28 protein-coding genes are annotated in these 26,955 nt (G+C 37.2%); 25 read left to right on the top strand and 3 right to left on the bottom strand.

What is annotated here, in order from left to right:
- The first annotated feature begins 12 nt into the window (after positions 1 to 12).
- Positions 13 to 480 carry an LPP20 family lipoprotein gene (locus Q4493_RS01400; protein WP_303448826.1) on the top strand — a complete coding sequence of 156 codons (468 nt, stop codon included), beginning with the start codon at positions 13 to 15 and terminating at the stop codon, positions 478 to 480.
- An 88-nt stretch (positions 481 to 568) separates the two neighbouring features.
- Here the strand turns inward: Q4493_RS01400 and Q4493_RS01395 are convergent, their stop codons facing one another.
- The 3 genes from Q4493_RS01395 to flgA all read right to left on the bottom strand — a co-directional run bounded on the left by Q4493_RS01395 (position 569) and on the right by flgA (position 2,111).
- A complete protein-coding gene (locus Q4493_RS01395) occupies positions 569 to 1,000 on the bottom strand; it encodes a flagella synthesis protein FlgN (RefSeq protein ID WP_303448825.1) in 432 nt (143 codons plus the stop codon).
- 29 nt (positions 1,001 to 1,029) lie between these two features.
- Positions 1,030 to 1,344 (bottom strand): flagellar biosynthesis anti-sigma factor FlgM, encoded by a 315-nt coding sequence (gene flgM / locus Q4493_RS01390; protein ID WP_303448822.1) that lies wholly within the window; start codon positions 1,342 to 1,344, stop codon positions 1,030 to 1,032.
- 74 nt (positions 1,345 to 1,418) lie between these two features.
- On the bottom strand, positions 1,419 to 2,111 hold the full coding sequence (gene flgA, locus Q4493_RS01385; protein ID WP_303448821.1) for a flagellar basal body P-ring formation chaperone FlgA: 693 nt from the start codon (positions 2,109 to 2,111) through the stop codon (positions 1,419 to 1,421).
- 178 nt (positions 2,112 to 2,289) lie between these two features.
- Between flgA and Q4493_RS01380 the strand changes: the two genes are divergently transcribed.
- The 24 genes from Q4493_RS01380 (at position 2,290) to Q4493_RS01265 (ending at position 26,952) form a co-directional block, all read left to right on the top strand.
- Complete coding sequence (locus tag Q4493_RS01380; protein ID WP_303448819.1) at positions 2,290 to 3,228, top strand: chemotaxis protein; 939 nt, start codon at positions 2,290 to 2,292, stop codon at positions 3,226 to 3,228.
- A 29-nt stretch (positions 3,229 to 3,257) separates the two neighbouring features.
- Positions 3,258 to 4,091, top strand: a complete 834-nt coding sequence (locus Q4493_RS01375) for a protein-glutamate O-methyltransferase CheR (protein ID WP_303448818.1) — start codon at positions 3,258 to 3,260, stop codon at positions 4,089 to 4,091.
- 71 nt (positions 4,092 to 4,162) lie between these two features.
- On the top strand, positions 4,163 to 4,564 hold the full coding sequence (gene flgB / locus Q4493_RS01370; protein WP_303448816.1) for a flagellar basal body rod protein FlgB: 402 nt from the start codon (positions 4,163 to 4,165) through the stop codon (positions 4,562 to 4,564).
- Positions 4,564 to 4,983: a flagellar basal body rod protein FlgC gene (gene flgC / locus Q4493_RS01365; protein ID WP_303448814.1), complete on the top strand. Its 420-nt coding sequence runs from the start codon at positions 4,564 to 4,566 to the stop codon at positions 4,981 to 4,983. The genes flgB and flgC overlap by 1 nt, the downstream gene beginning before the upstream one ends.
- Positions 4,984 to 5,003: 20 nt before the next feature.
- Positions 5,004 to 5,690 (top strand): flagellar hook assembly protein FlgD, encoded by a 687-nt coding sequence (locus Q4493_RS01360; RefSeq protein ID WP_303448813.1) that lies wholly within the window; start codon positions 5,004 to 5,006, stop codon positions 5,688 to 5,690.
- Positions 5,691 to 5,747: 57 nt separating this feature from the next.
- Entirely contained in the window at positions 5,748 to 7,097 is a 1,350-nt protein-coding gene (flgE, locus tag Q4493_RS01355; protein WP_303448811.1) for a flagellar hook protein FlgE, read from the top strand.
- A 173-nt stretch (positions 7,098 to 7,270) separates the two neighbouring features.
- Positions 7,271 to 8,014 (top strand): flagellar basal-body rod protein FlgF, encoded by a 744-nt coding sequence (gene flgF, locus Q4493_RS01350; RefSeq protein WP_303448810.1) that lies wholly within the window; start codon positions 7,271 to 7,273, stop codon positions 8,012 to 8,014.
- 20 nt (positions 8,015 to 8,034) lie between these two features.
- Entirely contained in the window at positions 8,035 to 8,823 is a 789-nt protein-coding gene (gene flgG, locus Q4493_RS01345) for a flagellar basal-body rod protein FlgG (RefSeq protein WP_303448808.1), read from the top strand.
- Positions 8,824 to 8,840: 17 nt separating this feature from the next.
- Positions 8,841 to 9,524 (top strand): flagellar basal body L-ring protein FlgH, encoded by a 684-nt coding sequence (gene flgH, locus Q4493_RS01340; RefSeq protein ID WP_303448806.1) that lies wholly within the window; start codon positions 8,841 to 8,843, stop codon positions 9,522 to 9,524.
- Between the two features lie 19 nt (positions 9,525 to 9,543).
- Complete coding sequence (locus Q4493_RS01335) at positions 9,544 to 10,665, top strand: flagellar basal body P-ring protein FlgI (RefSeq protein ID WP_303448804.1); 1,122 nt, start codon at positions 9,544 to 9,546, stop codon at positions 10,663 to 10,665.
- A gap of 16 nt (positions 10,666 to 10,681) precedes the next feature.
- Positions 10,682 to 11,641: a flagellar assembly peptidoglycan hydrolase FlgJ gene (gene flgJ / locus Q4493_RS01330; protein ID WP_303448802.1), complete on the top strand. Its 960-nt coding sequence runs from the start codon at positions 10,682 to 10,684 to the stop codon at positions 11,639 to 11,641.
- 54 nt (positions 11,642 to 11,695) lie between these two features.
- Complete coding sequence (gene flgK / locus Q4493_RS01325) at positions 11,696 to 13,732, top strand: flagellar hook-associated protein FlgK (RefSeq protein ID WP_303448800.1); 2,037 nt, start codon at positions 11,696 to 11,698, stop codon at positions 13,730 to 13,732.
- 10 nt (positions 13,733 to 13,742) lie between these two features.
- A complete protein-coding gene (flgL, locus tag Q4493_RS01320) occupies positions 13,743 to 14,963 on the top strand; it encodes a flagellar hook-associated protein FlgL (protein WP_303448798.1) in 1,221 nt (406 codons plus the stop codon).
- 129 nt (positions 14,964 to 15,092) lie between these two features.
- Positions 15,093 to 16,055, top strand: coding sequence for a flagellin (locus tag Q4493_RS01315; RefSeq protein WP_303448796.1), 963 nt, complete (start codon positions 15,093 to 15,095; stop codon positions 16,053 to 16,055).
- A 455-nt stretch (positions 16,056 to 16,510) separates the two neighbouring features.
- Entirely contained in the window at positions 16,511 to 17,473 is a 963-nt protein-coding gene (locus tag Q4493_RS01310) for a flagellin (protein ID WP_303448794.1), read from the top strand.
- 345 nt (positions 17,474 to 17,818) lie between these two features.
- Entirely contained in the window at positions 17,819 to 18,787 is a 969-nt protein-coding gene (locus Q4493_RS01305; protein WP_303448792.1) for a flagellin, read from the top strand.
- 25 nt (positions 18,788 to 18,812) lie between these two features.
- On the top strand, positions 18,813 to 19,784 hold the full coding sequence (locus Q4493_RS01300; protein WP_303448790.1) for a flagellin: 972 nt from the start codon (positions 18,813 to 18,815) through the stop codon (positions 19,782 to 19,784).
- Positions 19,785 to 20,190: 406 nt separating this feature from the next.
- Positions 20,191 to 21,153, top strand: a complete 963-nt coding sequence (locus Q4493_RS01295; RefSeq protein WP_303448788.1) for a flagellin — start codon at positions 20,191 to 20,193, stop codon at positions 21,151 to 21,153.
- Between the two features lie 117 nt (positions 21,154 to 21,270).
- Complete coding sequence (locus Q4493_RS01290; RefSeq protein ID WP_303448786.1) at positions 21,271 to 21,738, top strand: flagellar protein FlaG; 468 nt, start codon at positions 21,271 to 21,273, stop codon at positions 21,736 to 21,738.
- Between the two features lie 77 nt (positions 21,739 to 21,815).
- Positions 21,816 to 23,213 carry a flagellar filament capping protein FliD gene (gene fliD, locus Q4493_RS01285; protein WP_303448785.1) on the top strand — a complete coding sequence of 466 codons (1,398 nt, stop codon included), beginning with the start codon at positions 21,816 to 21,818 and terminating at the stop codon, positions 23,211 to 23,213.
- A gap of 36 nt (positions 23,214 to 23,249) precedes the next feature.
- Entirely contained in the window at positions 23,250 to 23,675 is a 426-nt protein-coding gene (gene fliS / locus Q4493_RS01280; RefSeq protein ID WP_368506772.1) for a flagellar export chaperone FliS, read from the top strand.
- Entirely contained in the window at positions 23,665 to 23,985 is a 321-nt protein-coding gene (locus Q4493_RS01275; protein WP_303448784.1) for a hypothetical protein, read from the top strand. The genes fliS and Q4493_RS01275 overlap by 11 nt, the downstream gene beginning before the upstream one ends.
- A gap of 196 nt (positions 23,986 to 24,181) precedes the next feature.
- A complete protein-coding gene (locus Q4493_RS01270) occupies positions 24,182 to 26,281 on the top strand; it encodes a 6-hydroxymethylpterin diphosphokinase MptE-like protein (protein ID WP_303448783.1) in 2,100 nt (699 codons plus the stop codon).
- Positions 26,281 to 26,952, top strand: coding sequence for a bifunctional 2-polyprenyl-6-hydroxyphenol methylase/3-demethylubiquinol 3-O-methyltransferase UbiG (locus Q4493_RS01265; protein ID WP_303448782.1), 672 nt, complete (start codon positions 26,281 to 26,283; stop codon positions 26,950 to 26,952). Before Q4493_RS01270 ends, Q4493_RS01265 begins: the two co-directional genes overlap by 1 nt.
- The last annotated feature ends 3 nt before the right edge of the window (positions 26,953 to 26,955 follow it).

Genomic DNA, 26,955 nt, shown 5'->3' with positions numbered 1-26,955 from the left:
TAGGTATAAAAAATGATTAGTTCACTAAAAAAAATGACCTTAGTGGGTATTTCAATTTTAACATTAACCAGTTGTAGTGCTGTATATGATAAGCATGTGCAATGGCAAACTATCAAGCCAGAGACCTTCCCTGTTATTACTGCAATAGGTCAGGCTCCCATTAGCTTACAAAATTCAACGAATGAAACGCAACGAATGTTAATGGCAATTAATGCGTCAAAAATTGCCGCCTATGCTGAACTTGCCGAGCAAGTTTATGGGCAACAAATTAATAGTTCCACGTCTATGTCTAACTTAATTTTGAATGATCAAGAATTTAAAGCATCAGTTCAAGGGGTTATTCGTGGGGCGAAAGTTATTAAAAGTTACCCAGTAGGTGATACATATACGACTGAATTACATTTAGATTTCAAAAATGTCTATGACTTATATATCGCTTCTAGCCAAAATAAAGAAATTAAGCATGTTCGATATTATTAACACGCCCTAATTAATTGTATAAAGTTTCAGCCATAAAAAAACGCCAACAGATGTTGGCGTTTTTTTATGAATTTTTTATGTTATTAGCTTAAGCTTCGATTTCTAAACTACTTAAACCACCGCTCGTTTTACCTTTATTATCATAAGTCATCGATGCTTTATTATGGTTTTGTAATAATGATGTTTTCATGCGTTCAACGGCTAACTGAGATTGAGCAATTATCTGACCATTGACAAAGTTTTTGTCTTTACAGCGCAAGAGGGTTTCTTCAATTTTACTTAATTGCTCAGCATAAAGTCCTGCTGACTTTTCTTGTTTAAACACGATACTTTGTTCAAATTGCTGATCAAGGTTTTTAATCGCTAATAATAATTGATTCTTCTGTTCAGTTATTTCATTCAATTCATCAGGATTTTGCTTTTGCAAAATAACTTTTTCGTGATCTATTATTTCTTCTAATTGTTGCAACTGTACTAATTGCGTTTCAATTAACGTTGAATTATTTGATTCCGTTGACACTTAAAAGTCCTTACAAACTGTAAAATAATTTAGCCAAGTTTAAATTCAAACCCGGCAATGCTTGCTGCTAACTTTTCCGGATCAATTTTATATTCGCCAGAGACAATCGCTTTTTTCAACTGTTCAACTTTCTTTTGGTTCACCGCAGGCGCCTCATTTGCTTTCTTCTGTAATTCACCTAGTTGTTTAGCTTGAGGTGTAAGAGAAACAGAATCTTTACTTGCAATTTTAGCTTGTTCAGCAACCGCAGAGCTACTCGCCGCTTGTTGCTTAACTTGAGCTTGCTGATCAACTTTTTGTTTAACTTGATTGTTGTTTGATAAGTTATTGATATTTATAGCCATAATTAATTCCTATTGGCAACTAAACCTTATTACTATCTTATTATCGGCTAGACGATTAAAATCTTTAGTATTTATTATAGATTAATTACTACTTGGTTAATAGCATTAACTTGTGCGTTTATTGTTCTACCCGAGCGAATATTTTTGACTTTAACCTGCTCTCCAAAAGTAGCATTTTTTAGGGCTATGCCGGCAGTTTTTATCATAAAATCATCAGACTTTGCGATAATTGTAACGTTCTCGTTTTTACAGACCACACAAATCGCTCTCTTAGTGATAATGGCTCCTTGAGAAAGGGTTCTTTTTGAACGAGCGCCAATAATTAAATCGATATCATCTAATATTTCACTTCGAATCCTGCTTAATTCTCGCCATTCAACACCAATATTACTTTTATCTAATATTGTTCCTTTATTAATTTTAAATTTGGTCGTTAAAACAGGTATGGTCGTTGTTATTTTTACCGGAAGGAAAATGTGCCATGGCTTTGAACTTTCACAAGAAATTTTAACATTTACATTTCTACTTGAGTAATTATCGGGTATATTTGCCGTTAATGGATTTGAGCAAGGTTTTAATATTATTCTAGAATCAATTGATGCCGGTTCAACAACGCGCTTGCCATTTGTTGGCGCGGGTGTGTGTTTTTCAACAAACTCTTTTGCGAAGTTTATGATATACGCACGGTCATAGTGATTTGAATTAGCCAATGATGGAAAATTACTTATAAATAATAAAAAAGTTATAAATACCTTTAATTTGCTCATAAATTTTGTAATCTTTTGTTAGGGAAATTTAAATACTCGTCTATGCTTAGTAGAGATATTGTAAATGTATAAATAGTGTCAATATTTAGACGAATTGTTTCATTTACTCTTTTACTATCAAGAATTGTGCCCTTTTAGATACATGGTATTAAATAGAAGCGCTTTATAAGAGGTTTGTATGGCAGGAATTTTAGACTCGGTTAACCAACGCACACAACTGGTGGGGCAAAACCGACTTGAACTTTTACTTTTTAGATTAGTAGGCCCGCAGCGTTTTGGTATTAATGTTTTTAAAGTGCGGGAAGTTATGCCATGTCCTCGTTTAACATCATTACCTAAGCAAGATAAGTATATAAAAGGAGTGGCTCATATCCGTGGACAGACTATTTCTGTTATCGATTTGAGTAAAGCCACAGGGGGACCAGAAATAATCCCCGATGAAAACTCTTTTGTCGTTATTGCTGAATACAATAGAAGTGTTCAAGGGTTTTTAGTTGCTGCTGTTGAGAGAATAGTTACTTTAAGTTGGAAAGACGTAATGCCACCTCCTGAAGGGGCAGGTAAATCAAGCTATTTAACTGCAGTGACAGAAATCGATAAACAAATGGTTTCTATTTTAGATGTTGAAAAAATCCTTAATGAAATAAGCCCTATTTCTACCGAACTGAGTGAAGATGTTATCGATAACAGTGTCGGAGATAGTATTGGTGAACGTGTCATTATGATCGCTGATGATTCAACTGTTGCTCGTAATCAAGTCAAACGCGCATTAGAGCCTCTGGGATTGAATATGGTTTTAGCTAAAAATGGTCAAGATGCTTTGGATCAATTGAAAGATTTAGCGGACGGTTTAACTTGTATTACAGAAAAAGTGGCTTTATTGATTTCAGATATTGAAATGCCTGAAATGGATGGCTACACCTTAACAGCTGAAATAAAAAGCAATGAACAATTACGAAAAATGCCTGTCATTTTGCATACGTCGTTAAGTGGCGTATTTAACAATGCTATGGTTGAAAAAGTTGGTGCAGAAGATTTTATTCCTAAGTTTCACCCTGATGAATTGGCCACGGCCGTGAAAAAATGGTTGAAGCCTGGTGATGTATCTCAATCTTAAAACAGTATTCTTAGGGCGGAAATAATATAGTGTCAACTAGACAACTCGATGATAAAAGTTATCATCAGTTTAGAGAATTTCTAGAGCAGCAATGTGGCATTGTTCTAGGAGAGAATAAACAATATCTTGTAAAAAGTCGCCTTGCCCCTTTAATGGCTAAGTTTAATGTTGAAACATTAGGTGATCTTGTATCTCGAACATTAAGCCCTACCGAACGGCAATTACGTGCGGCGGTTATAGATGCTATGACCACTAACGAAACCTTATGGTTTAGAGATGAGTATCCTTTTGAGTTACTTAAAAAGCGTTTATTTCCAATTTTCCATGGACAAAAAACACCTCTGAAAATATGGTCAGCAGCTAGTTCTTCTGGGCAAGAGCCTTATTCTATTGCAATGTCTGCGTTAGAATATCAACAATCTAACCCAGGTAGTTTACCTGGAAATGTTCAAATTATTGGCACTGATATTTCAAATACCATGTTAGAACATTGTAAATATGCTCATTATGATTCTTTAGCATTATCTCGTGGTTTATCGCCTGAACGTAAAAGACTCTTTTTTGAGAATGGCGACAATGGCATGTCAAAAGTGAAAGACTCCGTTAAAAAATCAGTAAGTTTTCGACAATTAAACTTATTAGGAAGTTATAGTTTAATGGGGCGTTTTGATATTGTTTTCTGTCGTAACGTATTGATTTACTTTGCTCCTGAGATAAAAATGCAAATATTGTCTCAAATCCATGGCGTGTTAAATAAAGGGGGGTATCTCTTTTTAGGTGCGTCTGAATCCCTCTCTAACTTAAGTCAAGATTTCGATATGATCCGTTGTAATCCTGGCATTGTTTATCAAAAAAAATCTTAACTTTATCCCCTTCTAAAATCTTTGTGGCATAAATTTTGAATGACTACCTTCATTAAATTGGAGGTAGTCTTATGGCCATTAGTTTTGAAAAAGCGTTTGGTATTCATCCCGCAACTTTAAAAATTCGTGCACAAAATGCGGAAGTAATTGCTGGCAATATCGCGAATGCTGATACTCCTGGATACAAAGCTAAAGGAATGGATTTTAAATCTGCGTTAGCACAAGCGGCAAGCCGGCAACAAACCGGCATGACTCGTACCCATGAAAAGCACTTTGATGTGCGCACTGAATTAAATAATGGTGTGGATTATCGTGTTCCAAATCAACCAGATACAGGTGATGGTAATACTGTCGATTCACAAGTGGAACGAAACTTGTATCTAGAAAACTCAATGCATTATCAAGCAAGTGTTCAATTTATGAGTAGTAAAATTAAAGGCTTGAAAAAAGCAATAACTGGAGGGCAAGGCTAATGAGTTTATTTAATGTTTTTGATGTATCAGGCACAGGCATGAGTGCTCAGTCTGTACGTTTAAATACTACGGCGAGTAACATCGCAAATGCTGACAGTGTCAGTAGTAGTATCGATCAAACTTATCGTGCTCGTCACCCTGTTTTTGCCGCAGAGATGCAAAAAGCTGCCGCCGGACAAGATCAGTCTGTTGGCGTAAAGGTATTAGGGATTGTTGAAAGTAATAAACCTTTGAATGTTGAATATTCACCTGAACATCCTATGGCTGATTCTGAAGGTTATATATATAAGCCTAATGTTAATGTGATTGAAGAAATGACGAATATGATTTCAGCTTCTCGTTCATATCAAACTAATATTCAACTGGCTGAATCAGCTAAAAATATGTTGAATAAAACCTTAATGTTAGGTCAGAGATAATTATTAGTTAGGAGCAATATATGGAAACGGTTACTGGCGGTAGTCCATTAGAAAATATGCGTTGGCAGCAGGAAGAAGTTAAAGTTTCTGACGGTAAACAGGGCATGCTGACCCAAGAAGATTTTTTTGCCTTGCTCACTCAAGAATTGGCGCATCAAGATCCAACCAACCCAACTGATAATAACGAAATGATTTCGCAAATGACGGCGTTCTCTACCACTGATGGTGTATCTCAGTTAAATGATCAGTTTACCAATTTTGCCTCATCAATGTCTTCAAGCCAAGCATTACAGGCATCCTCACTAGTGGGAAGAAGTGTATTAGTTGATGAAAATGTTTTTGGTATGGCAGCTGGAGAAGAAGTTAAAGGAAAGCTTGTAACAGATCAACCAGCCAGTAACGTTAATATTTATGTTGAAAATGCCGCGGGTGAAATTATTCAAACAGTCCCTGTTGGTAATGTTAAGTCAGGTGAATTTGGTTTTACATGGAATGGCATGACTTCCGCGGGTGAGCCTGCGGCTGAAGGCGCTTATCGCTTCAGAATTGCAGGTTTAGTTGATGGGCAAGCTTCCGAATTGCAAGCCATGACTTATCGTAAAGTTGACAGTGTCACCTTGGCAGGTGCTGGTGGAAATATAGTATTAAATCTAAATGGTGGTAGTTCAATGGCATTAACAGATGTTGTTGAAGTTTCAGAAAGTTAAATCGAATTTTATAGCCTATTTAGGTTAAAAAACAATTATTTATAATGAGGTATAGTTATGTCATTTAATATAGCACTAAGTGGTTTAAACGCTGCTCAAAAAGATCTAGATGTTACATCGAACAATATTGCAAACGTCAGTACCGTTGGTTTTAAAGAGTCTCGTGCTGAATTTGTTGATGTTTATGCTGCGTCTTTACTTGCTGCAGGTAAAACGAAAGTTGGTGATGGTGTTTTAACATCAGATGTTGCTCAACAGTTTAGCCAAGGTAGTATTCAATTTACAAACAATGCGCTTGATTTGGCCATTACAGGTAATGGTTTTTTCGCCGTAGTGCCTGATATCGACAGCCTAGAGTTTTCTTACACGCGTGCTGGTCAATTTAAGTTAAATAATGACAACTTTATAGTAAATTCTGCCGGTGAGCATTTGCTAGGATTCCCAGTGAACCCTGACGGTAGTTCATCTTCCGTTAGTTTAAGTACTTCAGAGCCGATTAGAATACCAACTGCTTCGGGTGCTCCTGCTCAAACCAGTGAAGTTGATATTCGCATGAATTTACCTGCTGGCGATGCTGTGATCACAGGTTCGCCTGGTAATTTTGATTTAACGGATCCATTAACGTTTAACCATTCTACTTCTGTAACCGTTTTTGATTCATTAGGTGATAGCCATATCATGACCTATTACTTTATTAAAGAAGCACCTGTTGCAGGGCCTCCTGCTTCTAACCCATGGGTTGTTACAGCGGCAGTTGATAACCAACGTGTTGATTTAGTTGACCCAGCTAATGCTGCTACAGGTATTAATATTAATGGCTTTGGTGGTGCACGTTTAAACTTTAGCCCAGGTGGTGACTTTTTCTCACAAGTACCTGCAGCAGGTTTCCAAACGGCGGCATTAGGCGCAGGTATTTTGACGAATGGTTCTGATGACACTCAACAAATTGTTATTGATTTTAACTTAGATACAGCGGGTGCAAACCCTAATGAACCTACACAATTTGCCTCAAACTTTGAAGTAACATCACTCGAGCAAGATGGTTTACCAGTTGGGCGATTAACGGGTCTTGATATTGGACCTGATGGCCTAGTTATGGCGACCTATAGTAATGGTACTTCTCAACCATTATCTCGTGTAGCTTTAGTTAATTTCGCCAATAACCAAGGGTTAACCCAAGTAGGTAACACCAATTGGAAAGAGAGTATATTATCTGGTGAAGGTTTAGCGGGTGAAGCGGGAGCAGGTACTTACGGTACGATTAATGCGTCTGCACTAGAATCATCAAACGTTAATTTAACCAGTGAATTAATTGATTTGATATCAGCACAACGAAACTTCCAAGCGAACTCTCGTTCATTAGAAGTAGATAATCAATTGAACCAAACGATTTTACAAATTCGTTAAACTTCGTTTTTATGAATAGCCCTTAAATAATGCTGATTATTTAAGGGCTTTTTTATCACTACAATCAAAATTCTTCTTCAGTAATTAATAAATATTCCTAACCAAAATTAACTTCTTTAGTTGGCACTTTCTTTGCATTTATCTAAGTAATACTTAATAAATCTGGGTTCATGATGGATAAGATGCTTTATATTGCCATGAGTGGCGCCAAGCAAAATATGAGATCATTAGCGATAAATGCCAATAACTTAGCGAATGCTAAGACTACTGGATTTAAAGCTGACTTAGCACAAGCTCGCTCAATGCAGGCATTTGGTGAAGGTTTACCGACACGTGTTTTTTCAATGACGGAAAAAGCTAGCCAAAACTTTGACAGTGGAGGGCTTTTGACCACAGGCCGAGATTTAGATATTGCTATACAAGGTCATGGCATGATCGCGGTACAAGCAAGAGATGGTGGTGAAGCTTACACTCGAGATGGTCACCTGACCATGACTGATGAAGGCTTTTTACAAACCCCAAATGGTGATTTAGTGCTTGGCGATGCAGGGCCTGTATCTTTGCCATTACCTGTAAATAATATTCAAATTACGAAAGACGGGACCATAATGGTTCAGCCAGCTGGTGCGCCAAGTAATATTCAAGAAGAAGTCGGAAAAATTAAGCTGGTTAACCCTGAAACACGTACGCTTGTCCGTGGAAATGATGGCTTGTTTCGAGGTGGTAACGGTAACAATGAAGATGCTGATGTCAGTATCGTTGTACAAAGTGGCATGCTCGAATCTAGTAACGTTAATCCGGTCAGTGAAATGACAGAGATGATTTCAATTCAACGTCAATTTGAAATGCAACTAAAACTCATGAAAACCGCTGAAGAAATAGATTCAGCCAGTGCATCGCTATTGCGTGCTTTCTAAACTAATTATTGAGGTGATTTATGAACCCAGCATTATGGATCAGTAAAACAGGATTAGACGCGCAAACGAAAGATATTGCCGTTATTTCTAACAATTTAGCGAATGCCAGTACGGTCGGTTATAAAAAAAGTCGTGCGGTATTTGAAGATTTACTTTATCAAACGATTAATCAGCCGGGCGGTCGTTCAGCACAAGATACTGAAATGCCATCAGGTTTAATGTTAGGCGCCGGTTCTAAAGTTGTCGCTACACAAAAAATTCATACCCAAGGCGATATGATCTCTACCGATAATGCGTTGGATTTAATGATTCAAGGTGAAGGTTTTTTTCAGATACAAATGCCTGATGGCTCATTGTCCTATTCAAGAAATGGTCAATTTACCATGGATGAAGAAGGAAATATGGTAACACCGGGTGCGGGCTACTTAGTACAACCGCAAGTGACCATTCCACCTGACGCTCTTAGCATTATCGTCTCTCAAGATGGTGAAGTATCGGTGACTTTACAAGGTCAAGCCGAGCCCGCAGTAGTTGGACAATTAAACACAGTAAACTTTGTCAATCCAACCGGCCTAGAGCCGATTGGACAAAACTTATACGTAGAAACTTCTGTTAGTGGGGCACCTCAAGAAGGGGTACCAGGCTTAGAAGGTTTTGGGATGATTTTACAAGGTGCGCTTGAAACTTCGAATGTAAATACCACTGAAGAACTTGTTAATTTGATTGAAAGTCAGCGTGTTTATGAAATGAACTCAAAAGTTATTTCCGCGGTTGATCAAATGCTTAGTTATATTAATCAACAGTTATAAACATGAAGGAGCGTCATATGAATAAGGCAGCAATAATAGTATGTGCATGGATGACGTTAACCGGCTGTGCCAGTATTGAACAGGCGCAAACTTTACCTGATGATCCTGATTTTGCGCCGATCTTACCTGAAATGGAAGAAACGCCAATCGTACCGACAGGTTCTTTATTTAAAGCTAATTACGTAAATAATATTTATTCAGACTCAAAAGCACATCGAGTTGGCGATATTATTTCGGTGATACTGAGTGAAAGCACGCAAGCTCAGAAAAATGCGAAAACTGAGTTAAAGAAAGAAAACAGTGCGTTACTTGACCCTATTACAGGGCTAGGTGCTTCGCCGATTACTTTTAAAGATGATGCAATTCAATTTGGTTTGAATCAAACCTCTGATTTTAAAGGTGATTCAAAATCAAACCAAGGGAATAGTCTTAGCGGTAATATTTCGGTACATGTTTTACGAGTATTGCCGAATGGGAACTTAATGATCCGGGGTGAAAAGTGGATGTCACTCAATAATGGCGATGAATATATTCGTTTAACTGGCATTATCAGAGCGCAAGACATTAGTTCTGGCAATACCATAGTGTCTTCAAAAGTTGCTAATGCACGTATTCAATATGCGGGTACCGGTGCCTTTGCTGAGGTGCAAGAACAAGGGTGGTTATCTAAGTTTTTCAGCAGTTCTTGGTGGCCTTTATAATAGCCCATAATAGGTGGATATGAATATGAAAGTTGTTATTCAAACGTTAGTCATCATAGCCGTTGCTTTATCTAGTTTTTCGCTTAGCGCACAACGTGTGAAAGACTTAACTGATGTAGCTGGTGTTAGAGCAAACCAATTAGTTGGCTATGGTTTAGTGGTTGGTTTACCAGGTACAGGGGAGCAAAGTCCATTTACTGAGCAAAGTTTTAAAACTATGCTAAGTAATTTCGGCATTACCATGCCTGCTAATTTAAAACCAAAAATAAAGAATGTTGCGGCAGTTGCGGTACATGCTGAATTGCCTGCTTTTACAAAACCAGGTCAAACGATTGATATTACGGTCTCTTCTATGGGGAGCGCGCAAAGTTTACGTGGTGGCACGTTATTACAAACCATATTAATGGGCATAGATGGCAATGCTTATGCCGTTGCACAAGGGAGTTTAGTGGTGAGTGGTTTAGGTGCTGAAGGGCTAGATGGCTCAAAAGTGCTAGTAAATACACCCACTGTCGGACGTATTGCGAACGGGGCTATTGTTGAACGTGAGGTATTATCTCCTTTTGCAACGGGTGATCATATTACTTTTAATTTAAGAAATTCTGATTTTAGTACCGCAAAAAATTTAGAAAAAGCGATTAATCGAGAGTTTGCTAATCCAAATGATCCTTCTTCTTTTATTGCCAGAGCAATTGACGCTACTTCTGTGCAAGTTTCTGCTCCTAGAGATGCGAGTCAACGGGTAAGCTTTTTAGCCGTACTAGAGAATTTAGAATTTGAACCGGATACGCCTGCAGCAAAAGTGATTGTTAATTCTCGAACCGGTACCATTGTTATCGGCTCTGATGTGAGGTTATTACCTGCTGCAATAACTCATGGCGGTATTACGGTAACGATAAATGAATCACAAGATGTTACCCAACCTGACGCGTTTGCAGAAGGTGAAACTGTGGTAACAACCCAATCAATCATTGATGTTGATCAGAGTGACAACAGAATGTTTGTTTTTGATCCTGGCATTACTTTAGATACTTTAGTTCGAGCCATTAATAATGTTGGTGCCGGACCAGGTGATGTGATGGCCATTTTAGAAGCGTTAGAACAAGCCGGCGCTTTGCGTGGAGAACTGATCATTATTTAATGATTGGGAGAATACTATGACAACGAAACTTGCTGATGCTCAAAATTATTTAGACCTTAATGGCTTAAATAGCATTCGACAACAATCAAATTCTGATGATAAAGCCTCTAAAGAGCAAGCATTAGAAACAGCTGCTAAGCAATTTGAAGCGATTTTTATGCAAATGTTGTTGAAAAGCATGCGTAAAGCCGAAGAAGTTTTAGAGTCCGATAGTCCCTTTAATTCAGAATCCACCAAATTTTATCGTGATATGCACGATCAGCAAATGTCATTAGAGCTCTCAAATAACGGTTCGTTAGGCTTATCTGAATTAATTGTTAGACAATTAGGCGGCGACAGTGAAAAATTCACGCCAAAAAGTCATTTTAAAGCGAATGTGTTTCAAGGTAATGAAGAGCAAATAAAAAAGAACGATTTACACTTGCCGAACCGCCGTCAATTTCCTGACTACGTCACTGTAAAAAGTGTTGGTGAAAGCACAAAAACATCAACAGAGCCTTTTAATTTTACTGAGCCGAGAGACTTTGTTACTGCCCTTACTGAACCCGCTAAACAAGTTGAGAAGAAATTAAATATTCCTTTTGAAGTGGTTATTGCCCAAGCAGCCCTAGAAACTGGATGGGGACAAAAAGTGATTAAAACTGAACAAGGGGAAAGTTCAAATAACTTGTTTAATATCAAAGCTGATTCAAGATGGGCTGGTGAAAAAACTCATAAAGAAACGTTAGAATACGAACAAGGCGCGATGGTAAAAAAACGTGAACCGTTTCGTGTTTATCAAAACATTGGTGAAAGCATCAATGACTATATTAATTTCCTTTCTAAAAACGAACGTTATCAAGGTGCCCTTCAGCAAGTTGGTAATGTGGAACAATTCCTGCATAACCTACAGGGTGCTGGTTACGCAACTGATCCCAACTATGCCAATAAAATTATGGGAACTCTACAAACGGTAACTAGCTTAATTAAAAAGTAACGAATAGAAATATTTGATTTACTAAGTTATGTAATACCTTTAGGAGTATCAATTATGTCGGTGAGCTTATATCAAACTGGGGTGAGTGCTTTATTAGCTGCACAGCAACAGTTAGCAACGACAGGCCATAATATAGCGAACGTAAATACTGAAGGTTATAACCGTCAGAGAGCTGAGCAAAATGCCTCTATTGGTATAAATGTAGGTGGAAATTATGTAGGCTCTGGCACATATATCCAAGACGTTACTCGATTATATGATCAGTTTTCTTATAAAGAACAATTATTAAGCCAAAGTAACTTAGGTAATGCAGACTCTTTACACGCGAGTTTATCAGAGCTTGACCAAATAATGAGCACCTCAGGAAGTGCCGTTACAAGTTCATTAGATAAATTTTATCACGCATTGAATGGGGTTGCAGATAACCCAAGCGATTCAGGGTTAAGAAGTATCGTATTAAATCAAGCAAGTATTCTAACTAATGACTTTAATGAACTGACAAGTCATCTTGATAAAATGACGACAGCCGTGAATGGTGAAATCAGTCAAGTAGCTAGTAAAATATCAGAGATATCGCTAGAACTCGCTAAAATTAACGAAACCATTTTATATTCAAAAAACCTTTCCCAAAATGGTCAACCGAATGATCTACTTGATAAACGCGATCAGTTAATTAATGAATTAAGTGAATTTACTCGAGTTTCTACCATAGAAGATACCAATGGTGTTATGACGGTAATGATAGGTCAAGGCACTACATTGGTTGCTGGCATAACGCCAATGACTGTAGCTGTTAATGCTGGAAGCCCAGATCCACAAAAAACTACCTTAACCCTTGTGAGTGGTTCTAGCGCTGTAGCGCTAAATGGCTCACAAATTGGCGGCTCATTAGCGGCTAATTTTGAATTTAGAGATGAACATCTAGTTAAAACACGAGCTGAAATCGATCGATTAGCAATGGCGATATCTTCAACGTTGAATGAAAATCAAGCAAATGGTCTTGATTTAAATGCAATTCAAGGTGCTAACTTTTTTACTGATATCAATACCACTCAATTACAGCAAGGACGAGTACTAACCCCTCTAACAAATACCGGGACTACTCAAGCACAAATCTTAATTAACGATGTGTCATTAATACCTACTGATGAATTTGAAGTGCGCTTCGATGGAGTTGATTTTACATTATATAACTTAACAAACGGGTCGAGTGAAAATTTAGGTGCGCCAGGTGCTGGGGTTCCTGCTGGTACACATACTCCTTCATCTCCCGATTATGGCTTCTCCTTTGTTGAATCTGGTGTTCCAGTCGCGGGGGATGTGTTTACCGTGATACCGACTAAAAATAGTGCCGCGTTAATGAGAACTACATTATCTGACGGTAGCGCTATTGCAGCAAGTACTTCCGTTAGTGCTAGTCCATCATCGAATAATGTTAGTGATGGCAAAGTTGAAGTGGTTAATGTGATTGACCCTGTTGCTGCTAGGGCTTTTACTAATCCTCCCAGTAATACTGGATTGCTTGTTGATGTTTATGAAAGTGCCCCTGGTACTTTTAGTTATCGTGTTTATGATGCTGACCCTTCAACGCCACCGCCAACGCCACCCTCTGTCGTAGGTGCAATTGCATCGGGTACTTTTGCTTCAGGAAGTAGCGCCTTAGTAGGGTTACCTACGGGAACACCCGCTTTTCAGATTGAAATATCCGGTCAGCCAACAGGTCAAGGTGTGTTAGCGCCAGAAAAGTTCACGATTAATGATGCCTTCGGTATAGGTAATGGGGGCAATGCGTTAGCATTATCAGAAACGCAAAAAACAGGTGTTATAAATGGGGGGAAAGAAAGCTTTAATCAAAGCTTAGCCATATCAACTTCCACTGTTGGTTCTAGTGCTAGCAGTGCTGAGCTAATTGCAGATACCGCTCAAGCATTATTTACGCAAGCATTTAACCGGAATCAAGTTACATCAGGTGTAAATCTTGATGAAGAAGCTGCTAACTTATTGAAGTTCCAACAGGCTTATCAAGCCTCTTCTCAAATAATTTCAACAGCTAATACAATTTTTGACACTATTTTGTCGGCTATAAGATAAGGAGTTATTTATGAGAGTATCAACGGCACAATTTTATTATCAAAACAGTTTAAATATGTCATTAAAGAGCTCAGACTTAAATGAACAAACGCCTTATTTGTCTAGTGGTAAGAGAGTATTAACGGCGAAAGATGATGCTGTTTCATTTGGTAAGTTATCTGGTTATAAAAATGACTTAAGTCAAATTGAACAATTTAATAGAAACATTATTCAAAGTAAAAACCATAATGTTTTAACAGAAACATCTTTCGCATTAACGCAAGAAACAATGTTGCAGGTTAAACAGCACTTTATTCAAGCAAACAATAGTGCGCTTACCGACGATGATCGGCTATCCATTGCAGACCAAATGAAGCAGTTTTTAGCGCAAATATTGGATGTAGCAAATAGTAAAGATGAATCTGGAGGGTATATATTCTCAGGTCATAAGATTGATAAGCAACCATTTGCATTACAAGCAGATAATAGTGTTATTTATCAAGGTGACACTGGGGTTGATCAACTCTCTATTGGAAATAATGTTTTCGTTGATATTAACCAAACTGGCGATCGGGCATTTGAAAAAATCCCTAACGCCATTGGTGATTTTTCTCCTTCCTATACAACAAATATTGGCGGCGCTACGGTAACTCGTGCTGTAGTCGATGATAGAGGAAGCTACGATACCGCAACCTACCCACCGGGTTACCAATTAGATTTTACTGATGCTGATAATAATGGCGAACTGGAAGTGGTGGTAACTGATTCCAATGCTGTCGCGATAACCACGATTGATCCTTTTGTGCCTGGCCAAGCTTTTAGCTTTAACGGTTTAGAAGTCACAATTGAAGGAACGCCAGAAGTTGGTGATCAGTTTGTGTTAAACGAAGACGAAGAAGTTAGTATTTTTGAAACGTTAAAAGCAGCCATAGATTGGTTAGAATTAGGCGGCAATGCGGCAAGTTCTAGCCAACATGAAATTGATTACGGCCATATTTTGAGCCAAATCAACCGTGCTACCAGTTATATATCATCTCAACAGGGTCTTGCTGGAATAAACCTACAATTAATTGAAAGTCAAGAAAGTCGACATTTAGATACTAATTTATCTTTAGAACAGGGTCGTTCATCTATTGAAGACTTAGACTTTGCAAGTGCTGTAAGCCAATTTGAACAATCTCAGGTTGCTTTACAGGCAGCTCAGCAAACCTTCTCTCGTTTACAAGGCTTAAGCCTGTTTAATTATTTATAAGTTCAAAAAAACATCAAGTTGGCATTAGCTTTGCAGTAATTCATTTAGTTGTGATAGCACGGGCAATTTACTGACGTTAATCGCTTGATGGTATCTGTTAAAAATCATTAAAAACTCAAGGGGTAAATTATGCCTTTATATGTAAATAGTAATATCAGTTCATTAAATGCGCAGCGCCAGTTGAGTAAATCAGGTGGTGATTTGGATACTGCCTTTCAACGCTTATCTTCAGGCTTACGCATTAATAGTGCAAAAGATGATGCGGCGGGTTTACAAATTTCTGATCGCTTACAATCACAAATTTTAGGTCTAAACCAAGGTAACCGAAATGCGAATGATGGCATTTCATTAGCGCAAACCGCTGAAGGTGCGATGGAAGAAATGACATCAATGTTTCAACGTGTCAGAACATTAGCGCAACAATCTGCCAATGGTTCTAACACTGACGAAGATAGATTAGCACTTCAAGAAGAGATTCGTTCATTAATGGCAGAAGTTAACCGTGTTGCAACCGATACAACATTTGGTGGTCAAAATTTACTTGATGGTTCATATGATGCTAGTTTTCAAATTGGTGCTGATGCCGTACAAGTTGTTGGCTTTAGTATGCAAAATGTCGGTGGAACAGTAAATTCTCTTAGTGCTAATGGTGGTTTTACATTATCGGGTATCGCCAGTATCGCTAGTGCTGTTGCTGGAAATTCATTATCATCCTTATCTGATGGTGTTTCAGCCATTTCAGGTGCTGCTAACGATGCAACTTTTGCTGCAGCATTTATCGCAACAGCAATCAGTGTTTCAAGCCAAGGTAATGCCCAAGAGATTCTTGCGGGTATGGATTCTTTAATCGCGGTAGTTGATAAAAAACGAGCTGAGCTCGGTGCTGTACAAAATAGATTTCAGTCAACGATTCGTAACCAATCAAATATTTCGGAAAACTTATCGGCTGCGAAATCTCGCATTAAAGATGCCGACTTTGCCGCTGAGACTGCTTCATTAACCCGTGCTCAAATACTGCAACAGGCAAGTCAAACAATTTTGAGCCAAGCTAACCAAAGACCACAAGCTGCTTTGAGCTTATTACAAGGGTAATATTACCCACTTGATTTAATATCAATTTAGTCATCAAGAGCTTAGCTGAGTTAATTTAACTTAGCTAAGCTTTTATTGTTCTGTATGCACACGTTTTAATTCACTTCTTTCCAATAACCACCTAAATAAAAAAATAAAGTTATTGTTTTTTAAGGCTTTACTCTTTTTTTTCTGACGTAAATCAAAAAAATCGTAAAAACTTCTTAAGTATTTTTATTTTTACCCGATAAAGTGTTTGTCCAAAGAAATATTATATTTTTTGGGTATGTCACTTCTTTCTAGGGGTAGGAATTATTGACATGTAAAGTTAACTGGTATGCGCGGAGCACTTACCGAGTTAAAAACTCATTAATCTTAGCAAATGTAATTACTGCGATTTATTAAATGCAGTAAAAGCAAATAGTTAGCGGTTCATCGAAGCCGTTGAACCAACAAAGATTATTGAGGACACTATCATGGCTTTATATGTTAATACTAATATCAGTTCTTTAAACGCACAGCGCCAGTTAACCAATACTGGAACTGAGCTCGACACTTCATTTCAACGTTTATCATCTGGGTTACGTATTAATAGCGCAAAAGATGATGCTGCAGGTCTACAAATCACCGATCGTTTACAATCTCAAATTTTAGGGTTGAATCAAGGTAATCGTAATGCCAATGATGGTATTTCATTAGCACAAACTGCCGAAGGTGCGATGGATGAATTAACATCGATGTTTCAACGTGTCAGAACATTGGCGCAACAATCAGCTAACGGTTCAAACACCGATGAAGATAGATTAGCAATTCAAGAAGAAATTCGTTCATTGATGGCAGAAGTTAACCGAGTAGCAACTGACACTACCTTTGGTGGGCAAAACTTACTTGACGGTACATACGATGCTAGTTTCCAGGTCGGTGCCGATGCGGTTCAGACTATCAGTTTTAGTATGAAAAACGTTGGTGGTACTGCCAACGGGACATTAAGTGTCAACGGCGGGTTCACTTTGTCAGGTGTGGCTAGTATAGCCAGTATGGTAACCGGTGATACTTTGTCCTCGCTTTCAGATGGTGTATCTGCTATTTCAGGTGCCGCCAATGATGCTACTTTTGCCGCTGCTTTCATTGCTACCGCCATTAGTGTTTCATCTCAAGGGAATGCTCAAGAGATTCTTGCGGGTATGGATTCGCTTATTGCTGTAGTTGATAAGAAACGCGCCGAATTAGGTGCGGTGCAAAACCGTTTTCAATCAACCATTCGTAATCAGTCTAATATATCTGAAAATTTATCAGCCGCTAAATCCCGTATTAAAGATGCAGATTTTGCAGCTGAAACGGCGGCGTTAACGCGTAATCAAATATTACAACAAGCGAGTCAAACCATCTTAAGTCAAGCTAACCAAAGACCACAAGCGGCATTAAGTTTATTGGGCTAATTTCGTAACAGGCGGCAAAGCTTTGCCGCCAACTTTATTAAAAAATATTCATCATCAACGATAAGTTGAGCAGGAGAGTTTTGCTTAAATTTTAGGGAAAACAATCTTTTTAGGTGGTTGATTAAGTGTTTGTTTGTGTGGGGGCGCGCCCTTAGGCATGGGGTAATGCTTAAGGGCGCAAATTAATGAAAATTAACTGGTATGCGCGGAGGCTACAAAACAATTAAATACTCATTAATCGCGAGCTAATGTTTAGCAAGCTGATTTAAATTAAGCTAATAACGTGCCAACTTTTTTTGACACATTATTTATATAAGCATTTTTTTAAGTAAAAAGGAGGCCATCATGGCTTTATATGTAAATACCAATGTAAGTTCGTTGAATGCACAACGTCAATTAACAAATACTGGTAGTCAATTAGATACTTCGTTTCAACGCTTGTCTTCAGGCTTGAGAATTAATAGTGCTAAGGATGATGCAGCAGGTCTTCAAATAACAGACCGTTTGCAATCACAAATAAATGGTTTAAACCAAGGGAACCGTAATGCAAATGACGGTATTTCATTGGCGCAAACTGCTGAAGGTGCAATGGATGAAATGACATCCATGTTCCAACGTGTCAGAACGTTGGCACAACAATCGTCTAACGGTTCAAATACTGATGAAGATAGATTAGCCATCCAAGAAGAAATTCGTTCATTGATGGCAGAAGTAAATCGTGTTGCCTCAGACACGACATTTGGTGGCCAAAATTTACTTGATGGTTCGTATGATGCGAGTTTCCAGGTAGGTGCTGATGCTGTTCAAACGATTAGTTTTAGTATGAAAAACGTTGGTGGTACGGTTAACGGTACTATGACTGTAGATGGTGGTTTCACATTATCAGGAATTGCAAGTGTGGCAAGTGCTGTTACAGGCACAGGACTTACGACTTTAGCTGCAGGTGTGTCGGTAATTTCTGGCGCTGCTATTGGTGCTACAGATGATTTCGCTGGGAAATTTATTGCAACAGCGATCAGTGTGTCATCACAAGGAAACGCTCAATTTATTCTTGCAGGTATGGACTCGCTAATTGCGGTTGTTGATAAAAAACGAGCTGAATTAGGTGCGGTACAAAACAGGTTCCAATCAACCATTCGAAACCAGTCAAATATTGCTGAAAACCTATCCGCAGCAAAATCACGTATTAAAGACGCAGACTTTGCAGCAGAAACGGCTTCGTTGACTCGTAATCAAATATTGCAACAAGCAAGTCAAACGATTCTAAGTCAAGCGAATCAAAGACCACAAGCAGCTTTGAGTTTATTGGGTTAACACTGATGGTTAATGGGGGGATGTTATGGCTCTCTATGTAAACACAAATGTAAGTAGCCTATTTTCTCAAAGGAATATGGCAGACTCTATAAATAACATGGATGTTAGTTATAGGCGTTTGTCAACGGGGCTTAGGATAAACAGTGCTGTTGATGATGCTGCCGGTTTGCAGATCGTAAACCGGTTGTCATCTCAAATCCTTGGTTTAAATCAAGGAAACCGAAATGCCAATGATGGTATTTCTTTAGCGCAATCAATTGAAGGAGCTATGGAGGAAGTGTCAACCATGCTTCGACGGGTTAGAACTTTGGCATCACAAGCAGCCAATGGTTCAAATTCCGATGGAGATCGATTAGCCATTCAAGAAGAAGTTAGAGCGCTATCGGAAGAGGTTAACCGTATTGCTAGCGATTCAACGTTTGCACAAAATAGAATACTTGATGGTAGTTTTTCTACTTCAATTCAAGTAGGTGCAGATGCGGTACAAGTGATATCTTTTGACATGAAGTCAGTAGGGGGGAGTGCAGCTGTAAATAGCCTTACGGCAAATGGTGGGTTTACCCTTTCAGGTATTGCAAGTATTGCGAGTGAGATTAATAGCCAAGGTTTAACGAGTTTAGCGGCTGGAGTTTCAACTATATCCGGGGCTGCAATTGGTGCTAATGATGATTTTTCCACGGTTTTTCGAGCAAGTACAATTAGTATTTCAACGCAAGGGAATGCGCAATTTGTATTAGCTGGGGTTGACTCACTTATTGCTGTGGTAAACAAAAAAAGAGCAGAATTAGGTGCGGTACAAAATAGGTTTCAATCAACGATAAGAAATCAATCAAATATGAGTGAAAACTTATCGGCGTCAAAATCTAGAATAAGTGATGCAGATTTTGCTTTAGAAACAGCAAGATTGACAAAGTTTCAAATATTACAGCAGGCAAGCAGTACAATTTTATCTCAAGCTAATCAACGACCACAGCTTGCATTGAGTTTGCTAGGTTAAATTAACATTTAAAAATGTAAATACTTTGATTAAGGTTTTGAAGTTACTGCCGATAATACATGAATCAAAAAAAATAATAATAAAATAGTTGAATAGGTTGGATTAAATGGGACTTTTTGTGAATACGAATGTTAGTTCATTAAATGCACAACGCCAGTTAATAAATCCCTATCTATTAACGAATATATCAAATAATTATTAAATATATTTAGTCGTTTTAGGTATTGAAATGTAAGGGGATTTTTCTGAGAGCTAATAATTTAGCAAGAAAATACAAAAATATAATTAAAGCTTTTTAAAGCTGAGTCGATAGAGTTTCTAGGCAACTTAAAAATTAGTTCCCAAGCTTTCTATTTTGGTAGGGGTACCAGAGTAAAAAGAAGAAATTACAATATGCGGAGGCTCTATGGCTTTATATGTAAACACTAATGTCAGTTCGATGAATGCACAACGTCAACTAAATAATACTGGCAGTGCATTAGATCAATCATTCCAACGTTTATCATCGGGTTTGCGCATTAACAGCGCAAAAGATGATGCTGCGGGTATGCAAATTTCAAATCGTCTAAGCTCACAAATAAATGGCTTAAATCAAGGTAACCGAAATGCTAATGACGGTATTTCTTTAGCTCAAACAGCTGAAGGCGCCATGGATGAAATGACATCTATGTTCCAACGTGTCAGAACTTTGGCGCAACAAGCATCAAACGGTTCGAATACGGATGAAGATAGACTTGCGCTTCAAGAAGAAATACGCTCGTTAATGTCAGAAGTGAATCGTGTAGCATCAGATACTACGTTTGGTGGTCAAAACTTATTGGATGGTAGTTATGATGCTAGCTTCCAAGTAGGTGCCGATGCAGTACAAACTATTAGTTTCAGTATGAAAGATGTTGGCGGAACCGTTAACGGCACTATGTCTACTAATGATGGTTTCACTTTATCAGGTATCGCTAGTGTTGCAAGTATGGTAACTGGTGATCAATTATCAACCTTAGCAGCTGGTGTTTCTACCATCGATGATGCGGCTATTACTGAAACTTTCGCTAATACATATATTGCTACTGCAATTACGGTTTCATCGCAAACTAATGCTCAAGTCGTTATGGCTGGTATGGATTCATTAATTGCGGTTGTTGATAAGAAACGTGCAGAATTAGGTGCGGTTCAAAACAGGTTCCAATCAACTATTCGAAACCAATCAAACATTGCTGAGAATTTATCTGCTGCTAAATCACGTATTAAAGATGCTGATTTTGCTGCTGAAACAGCTGCTTTAACACGTAGTCAAATTTTACAGCAAGCAAGTACTTCAGTGTTAAGTCAAGCTAACCAAAGACCACAAATGGCTTTATCTTTATTAGGCTAGTCATGAGTTAATGTCTATAATTATTACTTGGGACAGTTTTTTAACTTCCCAAGTTTTTGTTTATTTAGTAAATGGCTTGAAATTTGCTAGGTTAAAAATGTAAAGGTAGGTGGTATTATGTCTGTAGAACAAGTACCTATAGATCATGCTAGTATTACTGTTACAAGTATGAAAAGCGTTGATGCTGTTTCTGATCAGAAGGTGTCATTAAATAATTCAGTAGAAAATATTGATGTAGAAACAACACCAGATCAGTCTATTGCTAGTCAAGCTGAAAAATTAGTTGAGAGGCAATTAAAAGAAAAGGCTGAATTAACGGCTCAGAAAGAGGAGTCAGTTCAAGCTAAAGAAGAGATTGAAGAATCATTAGAAGTGATTAACCAATTGATTCCATTGAAAAATACTAATTTAATTTTTGAGTTTGATGATATTGCTGATCCTCCAATTGTTAAAGTAGTTGATAGAAATACGGAAGAGGTCATTAGGGAAATTCCCCCTAAGAATCTTCGTAAAATAACTCAAGCTTTGAATGATATGGCCGATAGCATAACTAAGACTGGCGCTTTATTTAAGTCTGAAGTTTAGAAAGATAATCGATAATTAATTTTTAGTTATAATGCGTATTATCTTAAAGTGTAGTAAGTATTTGAGGTAGGTTAATTATGGCATTAATTACATCCGCAGGCGTAGGCTCTGGGTTAGATTTAGAATCAATTATTTCAGCGACAGTTGACGCTGAAAACCTACCTAAATTACAAAAATTTACTCAAAAAGAATCAGAGCTAAGTGTCAACTTATCTAGTGTCGGTGCAATAAAGTCCTCACTTTCTAGCCTTGATGATATCATGGAAAAACTAGCTGATATAGAGAACTTTAACAAACGTACGGCTACTTTAACTCAACCGAGTAGTGGCGATTTAATCTCGGTCACTACGACTTCAGAATCAACTTCAGCTTCATTCAATGTTGAAGTTATCGATTTAGCCCAAGGCAGTCGTGCAGTAATGGACGATAATCTTTTTACTTCTCCAACAGATGAAGTGACAGCATCTGGTGGAAATTTGACATTTACAGCAGGAGCTAAAAGTTTTTCTCTTAATTTAGCTGCTGGTGCGACTCTAGAAGAGTTGAGAGTTGCGATAAATGATTCTGATGACAACTTTGGGGTTACTGCAAACATTATTAACGATGGTACATCATCTAAGTTAGTATTAACTTCTGACGAAACTGGCAATGGTAATGATCTGGTTATTACCAACGATACGGCAGAGCTAGATAATGTTTCAACGTTAGCTAATGATGGCGTTTCACAAGGTGGCTTAAAAATTGCTTTAGATGACATGGCGCAAGATGCAGTCATTGAAGTCGATGGAATTTCAATCTCAAGTGCTACCAATAAGTTTACTGATGCTATTCAAGATATAACTATTACCGCTTTGAAAGAAAGTGAAAACAACGAAAAAGCAGGATTAGTGATAGATGTAGATAAAGAAACTGTTGAGAGTAACATTAATGAGTTTATTGAAAAATTTAATAATGTGATTGATACCATTGAATACCATACCAAAGTTGGTGGGGCATTAAGCGGTGATAGTTCTATGCGTAGTTTAAAGTCTCAATTAGTGAATACTTTATCTAGTATGGTAACAGGAGCTGGCGGTTTCGAAACGCTTTATGATATCGGATTAGGGTTAAGCAAAAAGGGAGATTTAGAAAAGGACTCTTTAGTGAGAAGTTTAAATGATGCCCTTACTGAATCTTATGATGATGTAGGAACTATTTTTACGGCACCTGACGGAATAGCGACTGTATTTTCTGATTTGCTTGATAACTATCTTGAAAGTGATGGTGCGTTAATTTTTCGTGAAAACTCACTTAATGCTGAATTAAAGCAATTAGAAAATGATAGAAGTAATCACGATTACCGGATGGAACAACTTGAAATTACACTAAGAAAGAAATATTCAAGTCTTGATGTCCTTATTGCACAGATGCAAAGTAACGGAAGCTTTTTGACTAGCCAGTTAGCTAACTTACCTGGATTTACCAGAGAAAGTTAAAGTAGATTGATAAGAGATACGAAATAGAGGTTAATTATGAATGTAAAACTAAAGCATTATCAAAAAGAAGCAACTAAGACTCAATTGACCGAAGCTGAACCCTATCAAATTATACAAATGTTGATGGCTGGTGTCATGGATAGTTTAGCACTTGCTAAAGGAAGCTTAGATCGGGGCGACTATGAGCAAAAAGGACGTTCTATTTCAAAAGCTAGCTCAATTATTATTGCACTTAGATCATGTCTCGATTTTAATATTGGTGGTGAAGTGTCTGATAATTTAAATTCACTTTACGAATATATGACAGAGCGTTTAGCGGATGCAAGTTTGGCGAAAGATACTGAAGCGATAGATGAGGTAGCGTCTTTGTTTCGTGAAATTAAATCAGCATGGGATGAAATTCCAATGCAAGCTCGCCAAGAGGCTGAACAACAAAGAGCTGCAACTGCTAATGTTGGCTAATATTGAGTTGATTTCTGATTTATTGTCTAAGGCGAAGGTTCAAATAGCACAAGAAGAATATGAACAAGCACAAGATACGGTGAAGCGATTAGAACAAGCGATTAAAGCTATTTTTGCTCATGATAATTTTGATAAAAACTTGTTCTTATTGCCTAGTAGTGAAAACTTATCACTTAGAACTGTTTTATTAGAAGCCGATGAATTTTTTCAAAATGAAATTAAAATCCTTACAAATAACTCTAAGAAAGTTGTGGATGAGTTATCTTCGATAAAAGCCGCTAATAAAATGAAAAAAGCATACGGTGCATAATTATAACCCCAAACTTAAATTAGCTTTATAGTTAAATTTCCCTCTTTTTATATTTTAATTACTCAATTTTTAATTCGAATGTTCATAAGCTTGGCTTGACTATTGCTTTAAATCATTACTTTCAATGCTTTATTATATTGCTGCTGAAGTGGTGTTAATATAAGTAAATCATCATTATAGAAATATTAGGTGCTATGTGGACTCATTAGAAAAAAATTTCCGTGACGTAGAAAATAAACTAGAACAACTTCAAGAAAAATTAGCGTTAGAAGAAGTATTTAGTGAGCAAGCAAATAAACGTTTTGAGCAAAATATTCGTGCATTTGAAAAATATTTTCCTGATATCTATCAACGTTTTGTTTCTTATTCTCCACAAGAAAATTTTCAGCTTGAAGTAAACCCTGATGGTACGGGTAATATCATAGATTATGATACTAAAGTTCCTATGTATTCAAATACCCCTATAGAACAAGTAAAACAACAGGTTAAAGAAACACTTGCCGCGCCAGAACTTAGTCGGGTAGATTTTTCTTCCGTTGAGTTTATTGAAGATACGGCCGATTTCTTACATGTCAGGTTAATGAATCAAGTTGGTGCTTCATACAATAAAGCGAAAAATACGTTAGAGGATAATGTATTAGTCTGTAAAGCTATACCAAGTAAAGTGATATTTGGTATTGGTTTGGGGTATCACCTGATGCCACTTATCGAAGAAACTAAAGCAAGTTATATTACTATTTTTGAGCCAAACGAAGATTATTTTTTTGCTAGTTTGTTTTGCTTTGATTGGAAGGGTTATTTAAAAAAAGTTGATGAGGATGGATCCTATTTGTATCTTGGTATAGGTGACTCTGAAGAAGATATGTATCAAACCTTATATCAACGAGCAAAAAGTATCGGCGCTTTTAGTATTAGTAATTCATTTTTTTATTTGCATTATAAATCTCAATCTATTTTTAATCTTGTCACCAAAATTAAAAATAATTTCCATCAATTCTTCATGGGATGGGGATTTTTTGACGACGCATTGATGAGCGTCGCTCACTCGATTGGTGTCGCGAAGAAAAATCCTAATCTATTAAATTTTGAAGACACACTTCCTAAGTTTGTTGAGCAATATCCAGTTTTCATTGTTGCGAATGGACCATCTCTTGATAATGACATTGAATTTATAAAACAATATAAAGAAAAAGTGATAATTGTTGCCTGTAACTCGGCAAGTACTGCCTTATTATCCCATGGTATTTGCCCTGATTTTCATGTCGCTTTAGAGCGGACTAAAGAAACTTATGATTTACTTGAGGCAGTTATTACGGAAGAGCAAAGGCAAAATATTAATTTACTTGTACTAAATGTAATGTACCCAGACGTACTCGACTTATTTGGCTGGAGTGGTATTGCATTAAAGGGTAGCGAGCCTGGTACTGTGTTGTATCAATTAGGTTATTATTTACAAACTAAAAAACTATCGCCAACAATTGGCTTTTCAAATCCATTAGTAGGGAACACAGCGTTGAGCTTTTTCTCTCATTTAGGGTTTTCTGATATCTACTTGTTTGGTGTTGATAATGGATATGTTGATGAGGAACATCATCACTCTAAATCAAGTTTTTATTACGACGAAGAAGGGAACTCTAAATTAGATTCAATAAAGATGGGGGCTGAATTTGAGGTTGACGGAAATTTTGGTAAGAAAGTTATAACAGAGCCTTTTCTTTTCACAGGAAAAGAGCAAATGGAAAGACTTATCAGCTCTTTTGCCGGTAAAAACTTACAGTGTTATAACTGTAGTGATGGCGCTAAAGTTGAAGGGGCGATACCGTTAAGATCTACAGATATTTTTTTAGAAAAACAATCTTATACAAAAGCTGAAATTATTAATTACATCAAAAGTAATTCATTTAAAAAGGTGGATGAGCCGTTACCACTAGAAGCATTATTAGCTTTTGATGTGTTCGATAAAATATGTGCCACTATGATTGAGATTTTAGAAGCTCCAATGAATAATCGCTCAGATGCTCTAAAAAATATTATGACTCAACTTCGGTATTTGTTTTCATTCAAGCAAGAAGAACAATACCTTCATCTATATTTAATTTTAGAAGGTGAGACATTGTATATAAACTCGGTACTTTTAAGTGTGTTGTTTAATTTTGGTGACGAAAAAACGATAATGCCATTTTTTGAAGAAGCTTTATCGCATTGGATTGAATTCTTAAAAATAGCTCCTCAACAATATAGAGAACGCTGGGATGTGTTAAGTGATCATGATTTCATTTTCACGGAGAGCAAATAATGAAACAACAAGATATTTGGCAAGATATTTATACTCAAGGTCAACAGTTAAACCGATATCCTTGGGATAGTGTCGTGTCGTTTTTATTTGCATGCAAACCAGATAAACCAAGGGCAGAAACTCGTATTTTAGAAGTGGGTTGCGGAGCCGGGAATAATTTATGGTTTGCTGCTCGAGAAGGGTTTAATGTTACTGGTATCGACTTTAGTGCTGCTGCAATTGAATATGCAAAAAGTAGATTCGATGAAGAACACCTTAAAGGTAATTTTGTCGTAGGAAGTTTTGATCAACTCCCAGAAGAAGAAAAATGTTTCGACCTCATCATTGATCGGGGAGCATTAGTATGTGCTCCATTATCTGAAGTAAGGCATGCAATAGAGCACATTCATAAATTACTTGATGTAAACGGTAAGTTTTTGTTCACTCCTTTTTCTCAAGAGCATAGTTGTTTTGATAAAGATTTATGTGATGAAGACTTTTATTTAACGATTACTCAGGGCCCTTTAAAAAAAGTAGGAAAGCTTTCTTTTATTAATGAGGAAATAATTAGAGAATTATTTTCGCAAGGTTGGAAAATACATTCTTTAAGACATATTTCTGATGATGAAAAAGCCCAAGAATCAGATTATCATCATGCAGAATATAGAGTCATTGTAGAGAAAATTAAGTAGTTA

The sequence above is a fragment of the Colwellia sp. 1_MG-2023 genome (genome assembly GCF_030546755.1).
Classification (GTDB): Bacteria; Pseudomonadota; Gammaproteobacteria; order Enterobacterales; family Alteromonadaceae; genus Thalassotalea_H.
This window is presented reverse-complemented; position numbering and strand designations above follow the sequence as displayed.